General features: G+C 35.2%; 19 protein-coding genes. 11 read left to right on the top strand and 8 right to left on the bottom strand.

What is annotated here, in order from left to right; genetic code table 11:
- Positions 1 to 31: 31 nt before the first annotated feature.
- Positions 32 to 712: a ComF family protein gene (locus P163_RS01430; protein WP_034886989.1), complete on the bottom strand. Its 681-nt coding sequence runs from the start codon at positions 710 to 712 to the stop codon at positions 32 to 34.
- A gap of 61 nt (positions 713 to 773) precedes the next feature.
- On the opposite strand from P163_RS01430, the gene P163_RS01425 reads away from it, so the two are divergent.
- From P163_RS01425 to P163_RS01400, 6 genes are all read left to right on the top strand, one after another.
- Positions 774 to 1,658: a hypothetical protein gene (locus P163_RS01425; RefSeq protein WP_051931027.1), complete on the top strand. Its 885-nt coding sequence runs from the start codon at positions 774 to 776 to the stop codon at positions 1,656 to 1,658.
- 64 nt (positions 1,659 to 1,722) lie between these two features.
- The gene (locus tag P163_RS01420; RefSeq protein WP_034886987.1) at positions 1,723 to 3,258 is read left to right on the top strand and encodes a glycine--tRNA ligase; all 1,536 of its coding nucleotides are present in this window, start codon (positions 1,723 to 1,725) and stop codon (positions 3,256 to 3,258) included.
- A gap of 136 nt (positions 3,259 to 3,394) precedes the next feature.
- Positions 3,395 to 6,370, top strand: coding sequence for a GEVED domain-containing protein (locus P163_RS01415; protein ID WP_034886986.1), 2,976 nt, complete (start codon positions 3,395 to 3,397; stop codon positions 6,368 to 6,370).
- Between the two features lie 91 nt (positions 6,371 to 6,461).
- On the top strand, positions 6,462 to 7,235 hold the full coding sequence (locus P163_RS01410) for an exodeoxyribonuclease III (protein ID WP_034886985.1): 774 nt from the start codon (positions 6,462 to 6,464) through the stop codon (positions 7,233 to 7,235).
- Between the two features lie 5 nt (positions 7,236 to 7,240).
- A complete protein-coding gene (locus tag P163_RS01405; RefSeq protein ID WP_034886984.1) occupies positions 7,241 to 8,197 on the top strand; it encodes an OmpA family protein in 957 nt (318 codons plus the stop codon).
- A gap of 44 nt (positions 8,198 to 8,241) precedes the next feature.
- On the top strand, positions 8,242 to 9,276 hold the full coding sequence (locus P163_RS01400; RefSeq protein ID WP_034886983.1) for an aldo/keto reductase: 1,035 nt from the start codon (positions 8,242 to 8,244) through the stop codon (positions 9,274 to 9,276).
- Here the strand turns inward: P163_RS01400 and P163_RS01395 are convergent.
- The 6 genes from P163_RS01395 to panC are packed head-to-tail and all read right to left on the bottom strand — an operon-like array spanning position 9,273 to position 15,211.
- Positions 9,273 to 10,406 carry a M23 family metallopeptidase gene (locus tag P163_RS01395; RefSeq protein WP_034886982.1) on the bottom strand — a complete coding sequence of 378 codons (1,134 nt, stop codon included), beginning with the start codon at positions 10,404 to 10,406 and terminating at the stop codon, positions 9,273 to 9,275. The two genes, P163_RS01400 and P163_RS01395, sit on opposite strands and share 4 nt — an antisense overlap.
- A 42-nt stretch (positions 10,407 to 10,448) precedes the next feature.
- Entirely contained in the window at positions 10,449 to 11,813 is a 1,365-nt protein-coding gene (gene radA / locus P163_RS01390; protein ID WP_034886981.1) for a DNA repair protein RadA, read from the bottom strand.
- A 34-nt stretch (positions 11,814 to 11,847) separates the two neighbouring features.
- Entirely contained in the window at positions 11,848 to 12,993 is a 1,146-nt protein-coding gene (locus P163_RS01385; protein ID WP_034886980.1) for an alpha/beta hydrolase, read from the bottom strand.
- A gap of 35 nt (positions 12,994 to 13,028) precedes the next feature.
- Positions 13,029 to 13,994, bottom strand: a complete 966-nt coding sequence (locus tag P163_RS01380; protein ID WP_034886979.1) for a YbhN family protein — start codon at positions 13,992 to 13,994, stop codon at positions 13,029 to 13,031.
- 4 nt (positions 13,995 to 13,998) lie between these two features.
- Positions 13,999 to 14,349 (bottom strand): aspartate 1-decarboxylase, encoded by a 351-nt coding sequence (gene panD, locus P163_RS01375; RefSeq protein WP_034886978.1) that lies wholly within the window; start codon positions 14,347 to 14,349, stop codon positions 13,999 to 14,001.
- Positions 14,350 to 14,359: 10 nt separating this feature from the next.
- Complete coding sequence (gene panC / locus P163_RS01370; protein WP_034886977.1) at positions 14,360 to 15,211, bottom strand: pantoate--beta-alanine ligase; 852 nt, start codon at positions 15,209 to 15,211, stop codon at positions 14,360 to 14,362.
- Between the two features lie 101 nt (positions 15,212 to 15,312).
- Here panC and P163_RS01365 point away from each other — a divergent pair, with 101 nt between their 5' ends.
- The 5 genes from P163_RS01365 (at position 15,313) to P163_RS01345 (ending at position 21,783) form a co-directional block, all read left to right on the top strand.
- Entirely contained in the window at positions 15,313 to 16,125 is an 813-nt protein-coding gene (locus P163_RS01365; RefSeq protein ID WP_034886976.1) for a glycogen/starch synthase, read from the top strand.
- 15 nt (positions 16,126 to 16,140) lie between these two features.
- Positions 16,141 to 17,751 carry a DUF4270 domain-containing protein gene (locus P163_RS01360; protein ID WP_034886975.1) on the top strand — a complete coding sequence of 537 codons (1,611 nt, stop codon included), beginning with the start codon at positions 16,141 to 16,143 and terminating at the stop codon, positions 17,749 to 17,751.
- Between the two features lie 5 nt (positions 17,752 to 17,756).
- Entirely contained in the window at positions 17,757 to 19,607 is a 1,851-nt protein-coding gene (gene glmS, locus P163_RS01355; protein WP_034886974.1) for a glutamine--fructose-6-phosphate transaminase (isomerizing), read from the top strand.
- 300 nt (positions 19,608 to 19,907) lie between these two features.
- Complete coding sequence (atpD, locus tag P163_RS01350) at positions 19,908 to 21,419, top strand: F0F1 ATP synthase subunit beta (RefSeq protein ID WP_034886973.1); 1,512 nt, start codon at positions 19,908 to 19,910, stop codon at positions 21,417 to 21,419.
- A gap of 73 nt (positions 21,420 to 21,492) precedes the next feature.
- A complete protein-coding gene (locus tag P163_RS01345; protein ID WP_034886972.1) occupies positions 21,493 to 21,783 on the top strand; it encodes a FoF1 ATP synthase subunit delta/epsilon in 291 nt (96 codons plus the stop codon).
- 148 nt (positions 21,784 to 21,931) lie between these two features.
- Here P163_RS01345 and P163_RS01340 read toward each other — a convergent pair whose 3' ends face one another.
- Positions 21,932 to 23,704: a M61 family metallopeptidase gene (locus P163_RS01340; protein WP_034886971.1), complete on the bottom strand. Its 1,773-nt coding sequence runs from the start codon at positions 23,702 to 23,704 to the stop codon at positions 21,932 to 21,934.
- Positions 23,705 to 23,751: the final 47 nt, after the last annotated feature.

Below are 23,751 nucleotides of genomic sequence, written 5' to 3'. Positions count from 1 at the left end.
TTAGACAAAGAAACAATTATTTTTTATTTTCTTATTCAGTAAACGCCATACTTACAACGCTTATCTTTATTCCTGGAATGTCTGCAAGGATATTTGCGCAAGCTTCTATGGTTGCTCCTGTGGTAATTAGATCATCTACTAATAACACATGTTTATTTTTTAGTAATTCAGGATTCTGAACAACAAAGGTTTCCTCTATATTATTCCATCTTGCAAGCCTGCTCTTTAAGGTTTGGGTAGCTGTAAAAGATGTTTTTAAAAGAACATTATCAATATATTGAGCACTTATCACGTTAGCTATTTCTTTTCCAAAGTCTTCTACTTGATTGTAGCCTCTGCTTTTGAGTTTCTTTTTATGTAAAGGAACAGGTATAATGATATCAATATTCTTAAAATTGTCTACACTAGTTAGAGTATTCCCTGTCCAAATCCCCAAATACCCTCCAATTTCTTTTCTTCCTCTATATTTTAATTGATGGATTAAGGTTTGTACATTGCTTTTCTTATGGAAAAGAAGCAGGGAAGTTGCACTTTCTAGGTTTATCCTTCCATAAAATACTTTTGCAACAGGATTGTCGTTATGGAGATGATAATTGCTTACAGGAAGTTCATGAAGGCACTTTGTACAGATAACATGTTCATTTTTAGTGAGAATCTCTTCACAGATAGCACAATCTTTGGGATAAAATAAATTAATCAAATCGTGAAACATATGTTAATGAATTATAATTCTCTTTATTAAACTCTTAAATTTACAAACTAAATTACATTTTATGATGACTGAAACTAAAAGCAATACTGCTTTAAAAATATTAACAGGAATATTGGCTGTTGCGCTTATAGCGTTAGGGATATACACTGTAAAATTCTATAATGAAGAGAAGGAAAATAAAGCGATTCTTCAGAAAGAAAAAACCGTTATAGAAGATGAACTAAATGATCTTATAGTTAAGTATGATGAAGCTATTGCTAGCAACGATGTAATGGATCAGGATCTTGTAGAGGCAAGACAACGTATTGCAGTATTATTAGATTCTGTAAAGGATAATGATGCTAATCTTGTAATGATCTCTAGATACAGAAGAGAAATAGGAAACTTAAAGAGTGAAAAAGAAAGACTCTTTAGAGTGGTAGATAGCTTAAGCAATCAGAATAGGAGATTATCTACTGCTATAGATAGCACCAATACTATCTTGGCAAAACGCGTAAGAGTTTCAGATTCTCTGCAAGTTACCAATCAATCTCTTTCAACAAAAGTAGATCGTGCATCTCAATTAAAAATAACTTCACTTAAAGGAGAGGGAGTTATTGTGAGAAATAGCGGTAAACTGGTAGAAAATGATAAAACCGGAAGGATAGACCAAATTAGAACATGTTTTACTATTACAGAAAATGCTCTTGCAGAAGCTGGTGAAAAAATGATCTATGTGCAGGTTTATAATCCTAAGAATGAATTGGTGGGAGATCAAATAGCTGTTAATCATGACGGAGGAACTATGGTATACAGTGCACAATCTAAAGTTTTCTATGAGAATGAAGAATTAGATGTTTGTATACTATCAAAAACTAAAGAAGAAAAGTTAAAAGAAGGTACTTACAAAGTTTATGTGTATTCTGGTGCACAATTAATTGGAACCTCATCTTTTAGTTTGAGATAATTAATTTATTAAAAATCAGGAGCCGCCTTGATCATTATCAAGGCGGTTTTTTTATTTTTGCGATATGGCAAAACAAGAAGATTTATTTAAAAATGTGATTTCCCATGCAAAAGAGTATGGATATATATTCGCATCTAGTGAGATTTACGATGGTTTAAGTGCTGTTTATGACTATGGTCAAAACGGAGCTGAACTAAAAAAGAACATCAGAGATTACTGGTGGAAGAGTATGGTGCAGCTAAACCAAAATATTGTTGGTATAGATGCTTCTATCTTAATGCATCCGAAAACCTGGAAAGCATCTGGGCACGTAGATGCGTTTAATGATCCTTTAATTGATAATAAAGATTCTAAGAAGCGATATCGTGCCGATGTTCTTGTAGAAGATCATGCCGAGAAATTATTACAAAAAGCTCAAAAAGAGATAGACAAAGCGAAGAAGCGTTTTGGCGATTCTTTTGATGAGGAACAATATATTGCAACCAACGATAGAGTAAATAGATATCTTACTCAGCGAAAAGAGATCTTATCACGTTTGGGATCTTCTTTAACTAAAGAAGATCTTAAAGATGTAAAAGCTTTAATTGAAGAGTTGGAAATTGCAGATCCTGACACTGGTTCTAAGAACTGGACAGATGTGCGTCAATTCAACCTGATGTTTGGTACTAAAATGGGCGCTTCAGCAGATTCTTCTTCAGATCTTTATTTAAGACCTGAAACTGCTCAGGGTATTTTTGTGAATTTCAGCAATGTTCAAAAAACCGGAAGAATGAAGATTCCTTTTGGAATTGCACAAACTGGAAAAGCTTTTAGAAATGAGATCGTAGCTCGCCAGTTCATTTTTAGAATGAGAGAGTTCGAACAAATGGAAATGCAATTTTTTGTGCGTCCTGGGGAAGAATTGAAATGGTATGAGCATTGGAAAGAAGCTAGATTAAAATGGCACCATTCCCTTAAACTTGGAGAAGAAAATTACCGTTTTCATGATCATGATAAATTGGCTCATTATGCCAACGCTGCGGCAGATATAGAATTTGATTTCCCATTTGGATTTAAAGAACTTGAGGGAATTCATTCCAGAACAGATTTTGATTTAAAAGCTCATGAAGAGCATTCGGGTAGAAAACTTAGATTCTTTGATCCAGAATTGAATGAAAATTATGTGCCTTATGTTGTAGAGACATCTATTGGACTTGATAGAATGTTCTTGGCAGTATTGTCATCATCTTTAAAAGAAGAAACTTTAGAAGATGGTTCTTCACGTACAGTTCTTAAATTACCTGCAGTATTAGCGCCAACAAAAGCGGCAATTTTACCTTTGGTTAAGAAAGATGGTCTGCCAGAATTAGCTAATGAAATTATTGAAGAGTTGAAATGGGATTTCAATGTTCAATATGATGAAAAAGATGCTATTGGAAGAAGATACCGCCGCCAGGATGCAGCCGGAACACCTTTGTGTATTACTGTAGATCATGATTCTTTAGAAGATAAAATGGTTACTGTAAGATATAGAGATACTATGGAGCAAAAAAGAGTAGCAATTTCAGAACTTGCCAGCATCATTCGTAAAGAGGTAGATTTTAAGAATTGGATGAAATAAAATAACTTTATTCTAGGATCTAAATATCATAGAGAGAGGCAATTAATCAATTTATTAATTGCCTCTTTTATTTATTTTATTTTTTAAATGACTATTTTTAATAATTATAATAGCTACAGGCACTTTTAACAAGAATATGACTAAAATTTTACCATTTTTAATTCTAATGCTTTTTTTGGTCTCTAACCAAATATCGGCACAAAATAGAGAGATCTCCGGGCCGGTATTTATAGATTCTGCACAAGCCATTTCTACTTCTTCTTTCTCAAGTAAGAGATTAAGGATGGTGCCTCCGGTAGATGAATTTAAAATGTATAATCCTAGAAATAGAGGAATTAATAAGGTGGTTCCTGGTAAAGGCTTGCCAACTACCAAAAGCCCACTTACTCAGGTAAAAATGGGGAAAGTGCCGGGTAAAAATCCTAGTATTTCTTTTGATGCGGTAAGCTCAAGATCTACACCAACAGATCCTACAGGAGTTGCAGGGCCTAATCATTATTTGAATGCCTGGAATTCTGCATTTTCAATCTTTGATAAAAGCGGAAATCAAATTGTTCCTCCAGCTTCCTTAGCAAGTTTGGGTGGAGAATTTACCAATGAAACCCTAGGAGATCCAATTGTGGTATATGATGAATTTGCAGACAGATATCTAATTTCACAATTTAGCGATACCCCAGAAAGTTTTCTCGTTGCCATATCTCGTGGGCCAGACCCAACAAGTGATGGTTGGTTTACCTATAGATTCTCTACCAATGGGGCGTTACCAGATTATCCTAAAATCTCTGTATGGAGTGATGGTTATTATGTAACTACAAATAAGAACACGAACACGGCAAGTACAAGTCAGGTTATTTATGTGTTTGAAAGAGATAAGATGCTGGTAGGGGAAACAGCAAAAGTTATGTCTTTTCCACTTCCAGGTATTAATACTAACGGATTTTATAGTCCTGCAGGTTTTAGTGCAGAGGGTTCTGAAATGCCACCTAGGGGTAATTCTCCAATTATATACTTTCAGGATGATGCATGGGCAGGAGTTTCCGAAGATCATTTAAAGTTATGGAGTGTTAACGTAGATTGGAATACTCCAGATAATTCCACTATTAGACAATCTCAAGATCTAGGTGCAGCAAATGGAGTAACACCTTTTACTGCAACTTTTGATGGAGGTAGTTTTGTAAATCTTTCTCAACCTGGAGATGCTTTAGATATAGATGTGTTACAAGGCGCTATGATGTATATGACGCATTATAGAAGATTCTCCGGTTATAATTCTGCAGTTATGAACTTTGTGGTAGATGTAGATCCTACTTCTGCAGAGCATGCAGGTATAAGATGGTATGAATTGCGTCAAGAAAGTGGCGGCGGCCCTTGGAGCGTTTATCAAGAAGGGACCTATGCTCCAGATAAGAGCGATAGATTTAGCGGAAGTATAGGAATGGATAAAGAAGGAAATATAGGTTTAGGATATACAGTTTTAGATGATAGTCCTGCAGCTCCTATATTTCCTTCTATAAGATATACAGGAAGATTTGCAAATGATGAGTTAGGTAAAATGACGGTACAGGAAACTAGTATTGTAGAGGGTACTTCTCCCAATCCGGCTTCGCGATATGGAGATTATGCCCACTTAACCGTAGATGCCGCAGATGGATTAACTTTTTGGCATAATGCGGAATATTTTAGTGGTATAGAACGGAAGAATAGAGTTGCAGCTTTTAAACTATCTCCAGATTTTGGTAATGACGTGGGAATTATAGCAGTAGTAGACCCATTTAATTCCAGCCTATCTAGTAGTGAACAAGTAACAGTAACAATTAGAAATTTTGGTAGAAATACCCAAACTAATATTCCTGTTACATACACTTTAGACGGAGGAACAGAAATTACAGAGACTTTTACTGGTACGCTTGCAGGAACAAGTTCTATGAATTTCACATTTTCTGTTCCGGCAAATTTGGGTAATGTAGGGCAAATCTATGAGATCACAGCCACTACAAATCTAGATGGAGATCAAGACAATACAAATGATAGTTTTACTACAGAGATAAAGAACTTATTCCCTAACGATGTGGGGGTAACTTCAATAGATGCACCTTCCACAGGATTAAAATTGTCTACTGCAGAAGATATAACAATTACCATAGAAAACTTTGGAGGAGAGGCTCAAACTAATGTTCCAGTTTCATATAAAGTAAGTAATAATACCACTGTGAATGAGATTTACGGAGGTACAATTCCTGTTGGAGAAAATGTGGTGTATACATTTTCGCAAAAAGCTAATCTATCATCATTTGGAAGATATCTAATTACCGCCAGAACAAATTTATCATCAGATAACAATCCAAGTAATGATGAGACATCTAAATCTGTTGCAAACCTAAACTGCATTCCTACCGGTTCTGACTGTGCATCGTTTGGAGATGGGATAAGCTATTTTGAACTGGGAGATATTTTGAATGAAAGAATTCCATGTGGAAATGGATATGCAGATTATATAGGTTTTTCTACAAATCTGGATAGATCTAAGTCTGGATTTGAAGTTACAGTAAAGACATTAACTGATGCCACTCCTAGCGAGAAGTTTTCACTTTGGATAGATCTAAACGATAATGGTGTTTTTAATGATGATGAAAGATTTATAACATCACAACCTATCCCACGTCCAAATACTCCTTTCTCGTATAATTTTGATCTACCAAAAAATGCAGCTTTAGGTCAGCATTTAATGAGAGTAAGAGCCGGAGATACAGATTTTGGTGGGGAGCTGGATAATCCATGTAGTGTTATGGATTATGGTACTACTCATGATTATTCAGTTAAAGTTACAGATAGTAGCATCAGCATAAAAGATTTTCTATTGAATGATGCCGATCTGGAAATTACAAGTCAAGAAAATGGTGTTTACAATATCTTCTTGGAAACAGATTTTGATCAAACTTTAAGGCTTACAGTTCATAACATTCTTGGTCAAAAAATGTTAGAGAATAAAGTAGAGAATGATGGCGGTGGGTATTCTTATGATCTCGATATGTCTTACGCAGCAACCGGCGTTTATTTACTAAGAATAGGAACCCGAGATTTTGGACTCGTGAAACGCTTTATAGTAAAATAGAATTTTTTCAATTTTACGTTTAAAGTAAAAACGTGTTCAATTTATTTGAAACCTCTATGTAATCCTTATTTTTGAGGAAATTTAAACTTGCATGAAAATTATATCTTATAATGTTAACGGGGTTAGAGCGGCTATTAGAAAAGGGTTTATAGAATGGTTACAGCAAGCTAATCCAGATATTATTTGTTTACAAGAGATAAAAGCTAATCCAGATCAATTTGATGCGACACCTTTTGAAGAGATAGGATATAAATACCATTATTGGTATCCTGCTCAAAAGAAAGGATATAGCGGGGTGGCTATCTTGAGTAAATATGAGCCTAATAAGGTGGAATATGGTACAGGAATAGATTACATGGATTTTGAAGGGAGAAATATAAGAGCAGATTTTGATGGATTTTCTGTGATGAGTCTTTATTTACCCTCGGGTACTAATATTGCTAGATTAGAACATAAACTACAATATATGGCAGATTTTCAGGTTTATATTAATGAGCTAAAAAAGGAACTACCAAACTTAGTAATCTGTGGCGACTATAACATTTGCCATGAAGCCATAGACATTCATGATCCTGTAAGACTTAAGAACACTTCCGGTTTTTTGCCAATAGAGCGAGAGTGGATAGATGGTTTTATGAAAAACGGATTTATTGATTCGTTCAGGCACTTTAATCAAGAGTCAGATCAATACTCATGGTGGAGCTATAGAGCAAATGCCCGAGCCAATAACAAAGGATGGAGAATAGATTATAATTTGGTGTCCCAGCCTTTAAAAGATAAATTAAAACGAGCAGTGATCCTGCCAGAAGCCAAACATAGCGATCATTGTCCGATCTTAGTTGAATTAGAATATCCTTCAAATTAGTTAATATGATAAAAAAGTTCATTTTCCTAAGTCTGCTATGTGGGCTTTCTCTTACCTCTTGTGTATCTTCAAAAGTTCACAAAGATCTTCAGTCACAATACGATGCATCTCAGGCAAAGAATAAAAAGCTTTCCGAAGATCTTAAAGCTACAAAATCTAAATATGATGGCGAGCTCAATGTTGCACGTGCAGATTTTAATAAGCTTTCTTCAGATAGAGATCTTCTAAAAAGAGAGTTGGATCTATTAAATGAGAACTATGAAAACCTTAAGAAATCTTATGATGCTTTAGATGCAAATAGTTCTAGTGCACTTTCTGAGAATTCTAAAAGAAACAGAGAGCTTTTATTAGCTTTAGAAGAAAAGGAGAGAAAATTAGCTACAGAGCAAGATCGATTAACTAAACTTCAAAAAGATCTAAACTCAAGATCTAAGAGAATTGAGGAGCTTGAAGGTTTGATAGCTGCTAAGGATGCTAAAATGAATGCGCTAAAAACAGCTGTTTCTAACGCGCTTACCAATTTTGAAGGGAAAGGGCTTACCGTAGAGCAACGTGATGGGAAGGTATATGTTTCTATGGAAAATAAATTGCTCTTTAGCTCTGGGAGTTGGACTGTAAATTCTGAAGGTAAGAAAGCCGTGCAGCAATTAGGTAGTGTGCTGGGTCAAAATCCAGATATAGCGGTACTAATAGAAGGGCATACAGATAATGTACCTTATGGAGGCAGTGGGCAACTTACAGATAACTGGGATCTTTCTACAAAAAGGGCTACTACAATAGTTCAGATCTTAAGAGAGAATTCTAAAATAGACCCACAAAATTTAACCGCAGCAGGACGTGGAGAATTTGCTCCTGTTACAAGTAATTCTACAGCAGAAGGAAAAGCTAAGAATAGAAGAATAGAAGTTATACTTACTCCAAAATTAGACGAAATAAGCAAAATGTTACAAGAGGTAGATTAAGCTCTAGTGCACGCTTATCAAGGTTTCTTATTAAATTTAAACAAATGAAATATACCAAGCTTCCACAATCAAACATTCAGGTGAGTAAGATATGTTTAGGCTCCATGACTTGGGGACAGCAGAATACAGAAAGTGAAGGGCATGCGCAAATAGAGTATGCCTTAGATCAAGGAGTTAATTTTATAGATACCGCAGAGATGTATTCTATTCCTTCCAGAAAGGAAACTCAGGGTAGCACAGAAAAGATTATTGGATCCTGGTTTAAAAAGACCGGGAATAGAGATAAAGTGGTATTAGCTACTAAAGTTGCAGGTCCAAATCCATCAATGTCTTACATTCGGCCGAAACTTGGATTTAGCAAAGAAGCACTAAATGAGGCGGTGAACAAGAGTTTAGATCGTTTACAAACAGATTATATAGATCTATATCAATTGCATTGGCCGGAGCGTAATTCCAATTTCTTTGGGCAACGCGGATATAAAAGAGAGATAGACGATGCTTGGGAAGATAATTTCCATGAGATTTTGGTTAATCTAGATGAATTGATCAAAGAAGGAAAGATCAGAAAGATTGGGCTATCTAATGAGACTCCTTACGGGGTGATGCGCTGTGTTGAGGAATCTAGAAAAGGCCTGCCTGCAATAAGTACCGTTCAAAATCCATATAGTTTATTAAATAGAAAAGATGAGATTGGCTTAACAGAGATTTATCATAGAGAAGATATTGGGCTTTTACCATACTCTCCACTTGGAATGGGAACTTTAAGTGGAAAATATTTAAAAGGAACTCCAAGCAATACAAGATTAGAACTTTTTCCTCAGTACAAAAGATATTCTAATAATAAAGCTATCGAGGCCACAGAGAAATATCTTCAGATTGCAGAAAAGCACGGTCTTAGTTTAACTCAAATGGCTTTGGCCTTTATAGAAAAGCAAGCCTTTGTTACAAGTACTATTATTGGCGCTACGACTATGGACCAGCTTAAAGAAAATATTAGCTCTATACACGTAGATCTTTCCGAAGAGATAATGAATGAGATAGAGGCGGTACAGGAATTAATTCCTAATCCTGCTCCTTAATTTAGGGGAGTTGCTAATGATGAGTGAAGAAAGGAGGTATTCTTAGAGGACGTTGCCTTTATGTGATACCATTCTGAGGATCTTCCTAAGATCTGAATGGTATCTCCTTGCGCTAATTTTTGTATGATTTCTGAATTTTTTACAGAATTAGAATTGCGAAGATTCGCATTTCTTGTTACTAATCCATTCAAATGATTTGGATAGAAATTTTCATTATTCAGTGGCTTTACATCGTTCTGTTTAATAAAATGATAGGGATTAATTGCTCCCCGGTTGCTACGATAAATACCAAAATGCAGGTGAGGTGGTGTGGTTCTGGCATTACCGGTATTTCCCACAAATCCTAAAGTGTCTCCAGCCTTTACTTGGTTTTTATTAATAGAAGCAATACTGTCTAAATGCGCATAATATAAAGATTGACTTCTTTTTAGATCTCTCAACCAAACCTGTTTTCCACCTAATCCTTTTTCGCCCAAGTAGGTTATGCTGCCTGCGGTGCTGGCAATTACCGGAGTACCTCTTTTAGCAAAAATATCAACCCCTTCATGAGCTCTTTTTCCACCATCTCTTTGGGCACCCCAAAAACTTTGTGCGTCCCGATTCTTACCACCAGCCACAGGAAATAGGTATGCTGGAGATCTATTTATATTTATGTTGAAATAGGAGCCAGCATCTATCTCTGGTTGAATAATCACCTTGTAAAGCTTATCTTCAGCAATTTCTAATTGAAGTTTTTGCTTCCCTAATTCTGAACCTATTATATTCTTAAACCCTGAAGTTTCTAATGTGAATATATCGATGAAAGCAAGGGATGAGGTAGAATCTAGCTTAACTTCAACAGAGAGTAAATCTCCTCGATGCAATTCTATTAAATAAGAATATACAGAAAAGCTCTTCGGAAAAAATCTTCCAGATTCCTGATAGGGGAGATCTATCGCCACGCTATCATAAACTAATGCTTTTTGCTTCTCATATTCCCAGATCTTAAAAATATCATCATTAATATGTAGATCTCTTTTATAAATTTCTTGGGCAGAAGAATGAGTGAGTAGGTCTTTAGCTTTATTAATTTTAGAGCAGCTTGCCAGCACCAAAATCAAAAAGAATAAAAATAAGATCCTATCGTTCATTAACTAAAATTTTGGAATGAAAATGCAGTAATTATGCCAGACTTAACTGAATAGAAAGCTTACCACATCTTCAATTCTCGAAACTTTTTGAACTTTTATACCGTAGTTGTTGTTTGGAAGCTTGGATTGTTTTGAGATCATAATGGTGGCGAATCCCAGTTTTTCTGCTTCCAGAATGCGTTGCTCTGCACGTGGTACTGGCCTTATTTCTCCGGCAAGACCTACTTCAGCCGCAAAACAAATATCTTTTTCTATGGCTACATCTTCGTTAGAAGATAAAATTGCAGCAATAACAGCGAGGTCTATAGCAGGATCATCCACAGAAATTCCCCCGGTAACATTTAAGAATACATCTTTTGCACCTAATCTAAATCCAGCTCGCTTTTCCAGAACAGCCAGAAGCATGTTCAATCTTTTAGCATTATAACCTGTGGTAGAACGCTGAGGTGTTCCATAAACCGCTGAACTTACCAAAGCTTGTATCTCAATCATTAAAGGTCTCATTCCTTCCAGAGTAGAAGCAATGGCGGTACCACTAAGACCTTCTTCATTTTTAGAGATAAGGATCTCAGATGGGTTAGCTACCTCCCTAAGTCCGCTTCCTTGCATTTCATAAATTCCAAGTTCTTGGGTAGATCCAAATCTGTTCTTATGAGCTCTTAAAATCCTGTACACATGATTTCTGTCTCCTTCAAACTGCAAAACAGTATCTACCATATGTTCCAGCACCTTTGGCCCGGCAATACTACCTTCTTTGGTAATATGTCCAATAAGTATAACAGGCACTCCGGTTTCTTTAGCGAATTTAATAAGCTCTGCCGTACATTCTCTAACTTGGGAGATACTTCCCGGAGAACTTTCTATATAATCGCTATGAAGCGTTTGTATGGAATCTATAATAACTATTTCCGGCTGTAACTCTTCTATCTGTTTAAAGATATTCTGAGTTTTGGTCTCTGTGAGTATATAACAATTTGCCGGCTCCGGATTGATTCTTTCTGCACGCATTTTTATTTGCTGCTGACTTTCTTCTCCAGAGACATATAGGGTTTTATGAGGCAGATGTAACGATATTTGTAAGAGCAGGGTGCTTTTTCCAATTCCGGGTTCCCCACCAAGTAAGGTAAGTGATCCTGGTACAATTCCACCTCCTAAAACCCGGTTAAGTTCAGCGTTACGTGTATCTAACCGGGGTACTTTAGAATATTCTATTTCTGCAATCTTTAATGGCTTAGCAGTTCTTTTAACTTCTCTAGTAGCTTGAGGTTTCCAATCTTTTTGATCTGGCTTTTGTACAACTTCTTCAACTAAAGTATTCCATTCTTTACAGGAAGTGCATTGGCCTTGCCATTTGGAATGTTGTGCACCGCAATTCTGACAATAAAAGGTAGTTTTGGTCTTAGCCATAGAAATGATAACAGAATTTAATTTTTAACAGGGATTAATACCCAAAGTCTTTTTTGATCTGATCTGCCTTATCTAGCATATAATCTACCGTTAAAAAAGAGATAGGCTTTTGGCCATACCCTTTTTGATAGTTTCTCATAGCTCTTTTCGGGTTTCCGGTTTCTTCATCATATCTAGCTTCAAAAAATGCCGCAAGCATAGTACCAGGATAATTTTTATCTGCTAGTTTAGAAAGTTTTTCAAGATCGTCCCATTTTTCGGTTTTTTCCATAGCCTTATAAACGGCCATCAAATCATTAAGCCTAATGGTTTTCTCTATTCTATAAAGCGTTTCAATATCCTCGTATTTTTCAACTAAATAATCATAAGAAGACACAGAGGTCTGCAAAAGTACGCGGTTATAATCTAAAATAGAAATTGGTCTGTAAACATTAAATATTTGCTCTATTGCTTTTGGAATAGCATTTCCAACAAGCGAGTAATGAGTAGCATTTTCAAAATTGTCGAAATTATAGTGAAGTTGTTTGTTATCTATTGCCTTCAGCTTTGTGTTAAAACTTAAGATCTCATCTTTTAAATTTGGAATGTCTTCTGAAGAGGTTGTGAGATAATACCACACCGGAGTTTCAGTTTTACTTAGAGCGCTTACTACTCTTTCCTGCATCTCTGGGGCCAGATCTGGGCTTAGATTTATATAACCTTGAAATAATGGGCTTTCTTTTAAAAGATAGTAATTGATGAAATTGGATGTGAAATCATGTCCCATGGCTACCCTAAAAGGTACAGTTCTATAATTAGAGTCTAAGAAGGGCATAAGCTCCATTCCTATAAATTCAAAAAAGGCAGCACCGGTATCTGAAGGTAAAAATGTTTTTTCATTATAGAAAGCATCGGCATTCCGTGTGTCTTGTTGATTTATTCCAACAACGATCATTTCAGGAATATCTTCCCAATAGGAGTAATAATCAACATTTCCTGCAACAGGCTCAAACAGATAATCACCATCCAGAACTATAAGTACCGGATATGCTTTTTCTTTGTTTTGATCGTAATTTCTTGGGAGTTGAATTTTTAATTCACGGTCTTCCCCTAATTTAGAGGATTTGATTGTCTTGTAGATTGTTTGTGCTGAAAGTAGGGTTGGCATCAGCAGTACCAATAATAGTAGTTTTTTTAGCATAGGTTAAGTTTAAAATACTGAACACAAGATACTTATTATTTCTTACCATTTAAAATAGGAAGGAAGAGGAAAGAGAGTCCTCCAACTATCACAATTAAAAGGGTTTGTGTTCCCCATGCTATCCATCCAAAAGCCTCTCCATCTTGCTTATCTATCCCAAAAAGCATCATACTCGCACCTATGGCAATGGGATAGACCCCAATTCCGCCGTTTGTTGCAGAAATAGCAAAAGATCCAACTACAAATGCTACCATCACTATTCCAAAGGAGGTGTTGGCAAGTTCTGGAACGGTGAAAATGATCACATAGAACATGAGCACGTACATAATCCAAATAAATAAAGTGTGGAATAGAAAACCCCACTTATTCTTCATTTTTAAGATGCTACGCATTCCTTCTAACAATCCTTTTGCGAAATTCTTAAATTTCACAAAGATGCCATGTTTAGATCTTTTTATAAGTTTAAGAACGATCACCCCAAAAGCTAAGATGGCCAATAGAACTCCAAATGTAAGAATTGGGTTTATTTGATTGTTCTGAAAGTAGGCTAAAAGGTCATCGGTTTGCATGATCATGGCTATTCCAACCACTAATAATAGCATTATAAAATCTGCTATTCTCTCTGATATGATTGTACCGAAAACTTTTTCAAACGGAATATCTTCATAAGTAGAAAGACTTACTCCTCTTAAGATCTCTCCCGATCTAGGCACTCCAAAATTGGCTAGATAAGCTACCATTACCGCCATGAACTGATTGGAGAATTTAGGCTTATAGCCCATAGGCTCTAAGAGATAGCTCCATCTATATGCTCTAGAGAGGTGAGATAACAAACCAAACAGCATAGAAAGTAGGATAAACCATGGGTTTGCAGCAGTAATATTGTCTAGAAGGTCTTGTCTTTCTTGAGGAGTGGCACTATTCAATGAGTACCAGATCAAAAAAACTCCCAGTGTTAGTGGGAGTATGATCTTTAAAATTTTTATGATAGATTTTTTCAAGAAGTTAAATCAACAAATTATTTTCTTCATTTGGGAATACTAAAGAAGGCTTGAAAGATTTTGCTTCTTCAAACTCCATAATAGCATAGGTTATTAAAATTAAAATATCCCCCTGTGCAACTCTTCTTGCGGCGGCACCATTTAAAGTGATCTCTCCAGAATTTCGTGGTCCCGGAATAGCATAGGTCTCAAGACGTTCCCCGTTGTTATTATTAACGATTTGAACTTTCTCCCCTTCAATTATATTTGCAGCATCCATAAGATCTTCATCTATGGTAATACTTCCAATATAATTAAGATCTGCCCCGGTACATTTTACGCGGTGTATTTTAGATTTTACTACGTGAACTTGCATTGGTTTTAATTTAATAATTGAGAGCTATATTATCTATAAGCCTTACATCTCCTGCGTACACAGCTATAAAGGCACGATATTGTGCTCCAGATACTTGTTTGTTTATGGTTTTTAACGTGTTGCTATCTGCAATTTCAAAATACTCTAACTTTAAAAATGAGTGAGAATTAAACTGCTTTTGCACCCATTCTGTTATGTTTGAGGCATTTTCTGTGCCAAACTTTTCTTTAACCGTTTGAAGGATCTTGTATATGATAGCTGAATTTTCACGTTCTTGAGCCGTTAGTCGTTCATTTCTAGAACTCCTTGCTAAACCATTATTTTCCCTGTCTATTGGGCATCCAACTACATTTACGGGTAAATTGTGTTTCTCAGTAAGTTTTTTAATGATCTGTAATTGCTGATAATCTTTCTCACCAAAAAATGCCATATCTGGTAGTACCAGTTCAAATAGCTTTTTAACTACAGTTCCTACTCCGTTAAAATGTCCGGATCTAAATTTTCCTTCCATTTCAAATTCAAGTCCATCATATTCAAAATGTTCAGCCTTAACAGAATCTCCATATAATTCAGATGCATTTGGAGCAAATACAATTACATTTAGATTTAATTCTTCTAAAAGAGCTACATCAGAATTTAATGTTCTGGGATAGTTTTGAAGATCTGAAGGATTATCAAATTGGGTTGGATTAATAAAAATACTCACCAAAACTAGGTCACATTTTCTTGCTGCTTGTATCACCAAAGACAAATGTCCTTGATGTAAAGCACCCATGGTAGGCACGAATCCTATGGTAGTTTCGTTAGATTTAAATCCTGAAATTACCTGTTGTAAGGCGGCTTTCTCTTTAATTATCTGCATTTTGTTGTAAAATTAACAGCGTGCAAACTTAATATAATACTAGCAAACTGCATAAAATTTTGTAATTTTGCGTGTTTTTTATTCGCAAAAGCAAAAAATTTATGAAAGATAAGAGGATATTGTACGTATCATCTGAAGTAATTCCTTACCTGCCTGAAACCGATATATCATCTATGTCTTTTGAAGCCGCTAGAATGGTAAATGGTCTTGGAGGTCAGATAAGAATTTTTATGCCTCGTTATGGCAATATCAATGAAAGGAGACACCAACTGCACGAAGTAATAAGATTATCTGGGATGAACCTTGTAATTGATGATCTTGATATGCCATTAATTATTAAAGTTGCCTCTATTCCAAAAGAGAGAATGCAGGTTTATTTTATTGATAATGAGGATTACTTTAAGAGAAAAGCGACATTAACAGATGAAGATGGAAAATTATTTTCGGATAATGATGAAAGAGCTATTTTCTTTGCAAAAGGAGTGATCGAGACTGTGAAAAAATTGAACTGGTCACCAGATATTATTCACGTTCATGGCTGGTTGTCTTCACTTTTACCACTGTACCTTAGAAACTACTACGGGAATGAGCCGTTATTTTCTGGCGCAAAAATTGTAACATCGGTATACAATCAAAGCTTTGATGAGACGTTAGATAAGGATATGTATAAAAAAGTGCTTTTTGATGGTTTAGAAGATGATAGTGTAAGTCATCTTAAAAAACCGAATTACGTCAATCTTATGAAAACAGCCGTAGATAACTCTGATGCTGTTATTACAGGTGGGGATAATATTCCAGACGAATTGAAGAAGTATCTTGAAAAGTTAGACAAGCCGGTTCTTGGATATAAATCGCCAGAAGAGTTTTCTTCTGCTTACCAAGAATTCTACACTACCAAAGTATTATCAGAATAAATTAATCAATTTCGAATGATTTTATTGAAACGCTTACGCTTTATGCCGTTAATGCTATTAACGGTTTTGGCTTTTATATCTTGTGATGAAGATTATAATACTATTGGAGGAGATCTTATTGGAGGTCAATTAGATTCACTTCCTAGATACAATCCTGGAGTAATTGCATATTCTAAAAAATTAGGACCGGTACAAACTAACAATCTTCCGGTTAATCTTTTAGGAGTTTATAAAGATCCGGTATTTGGTTTGCAATCTGCAAATGTACTTACTCAAATTTCTTTAGCTACATTGAATCCTAACTTCGGAACAGAACCTGTTTTGGATAGTGTGATCCTTACGTTGCCTTACTTTAGTACTCAGATAGATACAGATGAAGATGGGGGTGCGGTGTATCAATTAGATTCTATTTATGGAACCTCACCAGTTAAATTAACAGTTCGCAGATCTAATTATTTTTTAAATGATTTTGACCCTACTGATAATTTTCAAAATCGCCAGAAATATTTCTCCAATCAGGCAGATGTGTTTTCTTCATCCTTAATTGGAGACCCGTTATATTCTAATGATAGCTTTAGACCTACTAACAATAGAGTGAGTTATGCGGAAGTTAACAGTAGTACAGGGAATTTAGATACTGTTCAAAAATCACCAAGATTAAGGGTTGCTTTAGATAAAGACTTTTTTCAGCAAAATATTATAGATAAACAAGGTTCTCCAGAGTTATTTAATAATAACAACTTTAAAAATTATTTTAGAGGATTATATTTTTCTGCGGAAGCTGTAAACGGAGATGGTACTTTGATGTTGCTTAATTTTGCAAATAGCGATGCTAATATCAAATTGTATTACAGGTCTAAAGTAGCAGATACCAATGATTCAAATGAAGATGGAGATACAACAGATCTAATTTACTCGCCTGCTGCCTTTACGTTAGATTTTAATGCAAATAGGGTTAACACGTTATCACAGGATTTTCCTGCAGAATTCCTTCAGTTAATAGAAGGTTCTAGCGAAGACTTAGGAAGTAAGAACCTAGTTTTAAAAGGTGGTGCTGGTAGTATGGCTGTTATTGAGCTATTTGAAGATGAGGAAGAAATACAGCTAATACGTGATAATAATTGGCTTATTAATGAGGCAAGTTTGGAGTTCTATGTAGATCAAAGTAAAATTACAGGTGGAGATGCAGAGCCAGAAAGAATTTATGTGTATGATATCGAGAATAATATTTTCTTGCTAGATTATCAGATCGATCTAACATTAGATGCAGATAGACCTTTAAATTCTGGAACTACTTTTGCATCTAGATTAGTAAGAGATGAAGATGGCAATGGAGTGAAATATAAAATAAGAATCACAGAACTTGTTAAATCTATTTTAGACGAAAATTCAGATGTTAGAAAATTAGGTGTTGTAGTAACTCAAAATATTAATTTAACGAGCAATGCCAGTTTAAAAAATTCTATAGCTTTAAGTGATGATGATATATCTACAGATCTTGTTATAGATAGAATCCCTACAGGTTCTGTTATTAGCCCAAAAGGTACCGTGTTATATGGTAATCTTGCTGATGATGAAGACAAGAGATTAAAGTTTAATATTTATTATACAGAAACAAACAATTAAAGAATATGTGTGGAATTGTTGGATATATTGGATTTAGGGAAGCTTATCCAATTGTATTAAAGGGATTACAAAGATTAGAGTACAGAGGTTATGATAGTGCGGGTATTGCACTATATGATGGAGAAGAGCTTAATCTATGTAAGACAAAAGGAAAGGTAGCAGACCTTAAAGCAAAATTTGAAGAGACCGGAACTTCTACGGAAGGACATGTTGGAATAGGGCATACTAGATGGGCAACTCATGGAGTTCCTAATGATGTGAACTCTCATCCTCACTATTCAAATTCAGGGAACTTGGTGATCATTCATAATGGGATTATTGAGAATTACTCTGCATTAAAGAAAGAACTTGTAAAAAGAGGGTATACTTTTCAGTCTGATACAGATACAGAAGTTTTAGTGAATCTTATTGAAGATGTAATGTCTAAAGAAGATATAAAACTAGGAAAAGCTGTTCAGATCGCATTAAATCAAACTGTTGGAGCTTACGCAATCACAGTTTTTGATAAGAGAAAACCTAATGAGTTAGTTGTAGCAAGATTAGGAAGTCCTTTGGCTATTGGAATTGGTGAAAATGAATACTTTATTGCATCAGATGCTTCACCATTTATTGAGTTTACGAGTAATGCGATCTATCTTGAAGATGGAGAGATGGCAGTGGTAAGATTAGATAAAGAGATCAAGGTTAGAAAAATTCAGGATGATACACTAGTAGATCCTTATGTACAAGAATTACAACTTAATCTTGAGCAAATTGAAAAAGGTGGTTATGATCATTTCATGATGAAAGAGATCTACGAACAACCTAACGCAATTACAGATACTTATAGAGGTAGAATGCTTGTTGACGAGGGCATCATTAGAATGGCGGGTGTAGATGATAATATAGATCGTATTGCCAATGCTAAAAGAATTATTGTTGTTGCTTGTGGTACTTCATGGCACGCCGGTTTAGTATCAGAATATATCTTCGAAGATTTAGCAAGAATACCTGTAGAGGTAGAATATGCTTCAGAATTTAGATATAGAAATCCTGTTATTTATGAAAATGATGTGGTAATTGCTATTTCTCAAAGTGGAGAAACTGCAGATACTATGGCAGCTATTAAATTAGCTAAAGAAAAAGGGGCTTTCGTATTTGGAGTATGTAATGTGGTTGGATCATCTATTTCTAGAGAGACAGATGCAGGTGCTTATACACATGCCGGACCAGAAATTGGTGTAGCTTCAACCAAAGCATTTACAACGCAGATCACCGTTTTAACCTTAATGGCTTTAAAGCTTGCTAAGTATAAAGGTACTATCTCAGATTCAGACTTTAGAATGCACTTGCAAGAGTTAGATAGAATTCCTGCTAAGATCACTAAGGTGTTAGAAGAGAACGAACATATTAAAGTAATTGCAGATAAATATAAAAATGCTCCAAACTGTCTTTACTTAGGTAGAGGTTATAATTTCCCGGTAGCACTAGAAGGAGCGCTTAAGTTAAAAGAGATCTCTTACATTCATGCAGAAGGTTATCCTGCTGCAGAAATGAAGCATGGTCCTATTGCTTTAATAGATGAATTGATGCCGGTAGTTGTTATTGCAACTAAGAAAGGACATTATGATAAAGTGGTAAGTAATGTACAGGAGATCAAATCTAGAAAAGGTAAGATCATAGCTGTTGTTACCGAAGGTGATGAAGAAGTAAGAAGCTTAGCAGATTATGTAGTAGAGATTCCTGAAACCTTAGAATCTTTAACTCCATTATTAACTACTATTCCATTACAATTGTTGTCTTACCATATAGCAGTAATGTTAGGTAAGAACGTAGATCAACCAAGAAACTTGGCGAAATCTGTAACTGTTGAATAGGCAGAGTATAGCATAAAAGTTAAAACCCTTTCGGAATATTCCGGAAGGGTTTTTTATTTTTAAATAATAGGAATTTATATTTTCTTCAACCCTATTTACATTTGGCGTAGTTAAGTTGAATGATTTTAATGAATAGAGAAGATTTTAATTTCTCGAAAAAAGTTGCGTAAGAGCCTGTTTTATTTTATAAAGAAAAACTATCTTTGCAGCCTGAAAATGAATTTTGGTATATTCTTATTTATAGGAGATTATCAAATAGAATTATAAAGATTTTAATATTAAACTTTAAAGAATTAGATAATGTCTAAAGTCACAGGTAAAGTTGCACAAATCATTGGTCCTGTAGTTGATGTAGTTTTCAACTCAGATAATGCTGATTTGCCTAAAATTTACGATTCCTTAGAAATTACCAGAAAAGATGGTTCTATTTTGGTTTTGGAGGTACAATCTCACATTGGTGAAAATACAGTAAGAACTGTATCTATGGATTCTACTGATGGATTGAGCAGAGGTGTAGAAGTAATTGCTACTGGAGCACCAATCCAAATGCCAATTGGAAAAGAGGTTTATGGTCGTTTATTCAATGTAATTGGAGATGCCATAGATGGAATGGATAACTTGCCTAAGGCTGGTGATGCTGGATTGCCAATTCACCGTCAGGCACCAAAATTCGAAGATCTTTCAGTTTCTACTGAAGTTCTTTTCACCGGTATTAAAGTAATTGATCTTATTGAGCCTTATGCAAAAGGTGGTAAGATTGGTCTTTTTGGTGGAGCAGGAGTTGGTAAAACTGTATTGATTCAGGAACTTATTAATAACATCGCCAAAGGTCACGGTGGACTTTCAGTATTTGCTGGAGTTGGAGAAAGAACTCGTGAGGGGAATGACCTTTTAAGAGAGATGTTAGAGTCTGGAATTATTAAATATGGTGATGACTTTATGCATTCTATGGAAGAAGGTGGATGGGATCTGTCTAAGGTTGATAAAACAGCTTTAAGAGATTCTAAAGCAACTTTCGTATTCGGACAAATGAATGAGCCACCTGGAGCACGTGCTAGAGTTGCACTTTCAGGACTTACAATAGCAGAATATTTCCGTGATGGAGCAGGAGATGGACAAGGAAAAGATGTACTTTTCTTCGTAGATAATATCTTCCGTTTTACACAAGCTGGATCTGAAGTGTCTGCACTTCTTGGACGTATGCCATCTGCGGTAGGTTACCAACCTACATTAGCAACTGAGATGGGTGCCATGCAAGAGCGTATTACCTCAACTAAAAATGGATCTATTACATCTGTACAGGCGGTTTACGTTCCTGCAGATGATTTAACTGACCCGGCACCGGCAACAACCTTTGCTCACCTTGATGCAACAACGGTATTGTCTCGAAAGATTGCAGAACTTGGTATTTATCCTGCAGTAGATCCTTTGGAATCTACTTCAAGAATCCTTACTGCTGGAATTTTAGGTGAAGAACACTATAGTTGTGCACAACGAGTTAAAGAGTTGTTACAACGTTATAAAGAATTACAAGATATTATTGCTATTCTTGGGATGGAAGAACTTTCAGAAGAAGATAAGCAAGCGGTATGTAGAGCAAGACGTGTACAACGTTTCTTATCTCAACCTTTCCACGTAGCCGAACAGTTTACAGGTCTTAAAGGAGTGTTGGTAGATATTAAAGAAACCATCAAAGGATTTAATATGATCATGGATGGAGAATTAGATCACTTACCAGAAGCTGCTTTTAACCTTAAAGGAACTATTGAAGAAGCTATTGAAGCTGGAGAGAAAATGTTGGCAGAATCTTAAAATAGAATTGAGTATTGAGTAGTTAGTATTTAAAACTCACTACTCAATACTAATTACTCAATACTGAAAAAATATGTATTTAGAAATTGTTACTCCTGAAGCAGTAGTATTTGGCGCAGAAGTAGAAGCTGTGAAAGTTCCCGGAATAGATGGGGAATTTCAAATGCTTAATCATCATGCTGCTATTGTTTCTCTTTTAGTGGAAGGAGAAGTGAAGATCAATTTAGCATCTTCTGCAAATCCAGAAATGATAAAGAGTCTTTCTAAAGATTTTAGACAAGAAGGTTCTAATGTTTTTTTCTATCCTATTAAAGGAGGAGTGCTTGAAATGAAGGATAATAAAGCCATTGTTCTAGCAGATTAAATAGCATAACACAATATTTAAAATCCCAAATTCTAATATTTAGAGTTTGGGATTTTTGCTTTTATAGATTTTATATAGCAATTTTCTTATCATTACCACAAAAAAAAAGCCAGCTCCAATGAAACTGGCTTTTTTAATAGTTATAATTTTACTTAGATTTTAACCAAGTTTCTCTCATTTTTACCGCTTTCTTGTCTGCCTTTGCGTCTATGCTGATGGTGTAAGCGGGATCCTCTTCTAAAGTAACTTCCGTTTTTTGTTCTTGTCTATTTCTAACTATTACAAGTTGAAGTTTATCACCAGACTTTTTTGATTTTAAAAGCTCTGACCATGCTTCTTTGCTTGAGATAATTGAATCGTTTGCTGCTTTTATTTCATCTCCTTCAGATAAAAATGCTTTATAAGCAGGGCTTTCATTTTTCGGATTACTTGAAATAATTAATTTATTATCATCTTCTTTTACCGACGCCCCGAAGTATGCCGATTCTTTAAGCTGTTCTAATTTTAGTCCTACAGTTTTTAGGAGATCAGCATATTTAGGCATTTCGCTTTTGTAGATGTAATTACTAAAAAACTCATCTGCAAATTCTTGCCCTGCATACTTAGCTAATGTTGTTTGAATATCTTTAATAGTGTAAGCAACTTCTGATTTCCCATAAGTTGTCCACATCAATTTCATGAAATTGTCCAGATTAAGGTCATTATCTCTTAATTTCAGATCTAATGCTAATCCTAAAATACTTCCGTAGGAATAATAAGATATAAAAGTGTTTTCTCTATTTACCGCATCTACAGAAGTTGCAGCATCTACAAAGGGAGCCTGATAGCTCATCTCTATAGAGTTAAAATATTTATGAGCAGGAGAATTCCAAACATAATTAAAAGTGCCGTTTAAGCTCTTTATATAATCTTCAGCACTAATGATTTTAGCTCGAGTTAAAACAAGATTGGTGTAGTAGCTTGTAAAACCTTCTGCAAACCATAAAGAACCAGACATGTTTGCTTTTGTGAAATCAAAAGGTTCTAGATCTGCAGGTCTAATTCTTTCTACATTCCAGGAATGAAAATATTCGTGAGATACGGTGCCAATATTTCCTTTCATTCCTCCTTCAGCTAAACTTTCTACATCGGTTAAAATAGTGCTGTTTCTATGTTCCATCCCGTCGCCTGTAACATTTGGCATATAGCAAGCCAAAAAAGTGTATTTCCCAAAGTCATATTTTGGTAATTCTCCAAAAATCAACTTTTGCTGTTTAACTATTTTTTTGACCTTTTCAAAATACTCATCGAATTCTTGCTTAGTACCTGGATGATGTAGTGCAAAACGAATGTCTTGACCATCTATATTAAATGATCTCAAATCAAAATCACTAATTTCCATAGGACTATCCATAAAATAATAAAGATCTGGAGCAGCATATTTTGTGGCAGAAAGCTCTTTTAATTGAGTTGCGACTTTCCAGTTTGAATTTGCTGGAATATCAATGGTAACTTCAATAGGTCTATGCTCTAAAGTTTTGCTGAAGATGAAAGTAGCTGGAATATTTAAATGTGCATGGGTGTTGTCTACTTGAGAATACGTTCCGTCTCCATGATTGGCAAAGAGCGTATAGGAGATATTTACGGTTCCATCATGATCAGAAATTTCCCAAGAATAAGGGTCCGGTCTTGAGGTGGTAAGTTCTTCCCCTTTGCCATTGGTGGCTTTTAAGTTGTAAACGTTTTTAGCAAATTCATGAACCGCATATCTCCCGGGAGAAGATCTGCTCATTTCAACTTTTAAAGTATGACTTTTAATGTTTGGAAATGTGGCGTTTACTGTAGCTTCATGATGTGCTGCATTTTCAAATGATATTTGATAAGTATTGGTTTGGCCGAAGGATACTGCTGTAATAAGCAGGAAAAAAAGAAATTTATACATAGATATTTTTGAATTTGGACTCTAAATTAATCAATTCCTAAAACCTT

It is taken from the genome of Gillisia sp. Hel_I_29, assembly GCF_000744275.1.
Taxonomy (GTDB): domain Bacteria; phylum Bacteroidota; class Bacteroidia; order Flavobacteriales; family Flavobacteriaceae; genus Gillisia.
The sequence above is the reverse complement of the archived record's forward strand: the minus strand, read 5'-3'. Positions and strand labels throughout refer to the sequence as shown.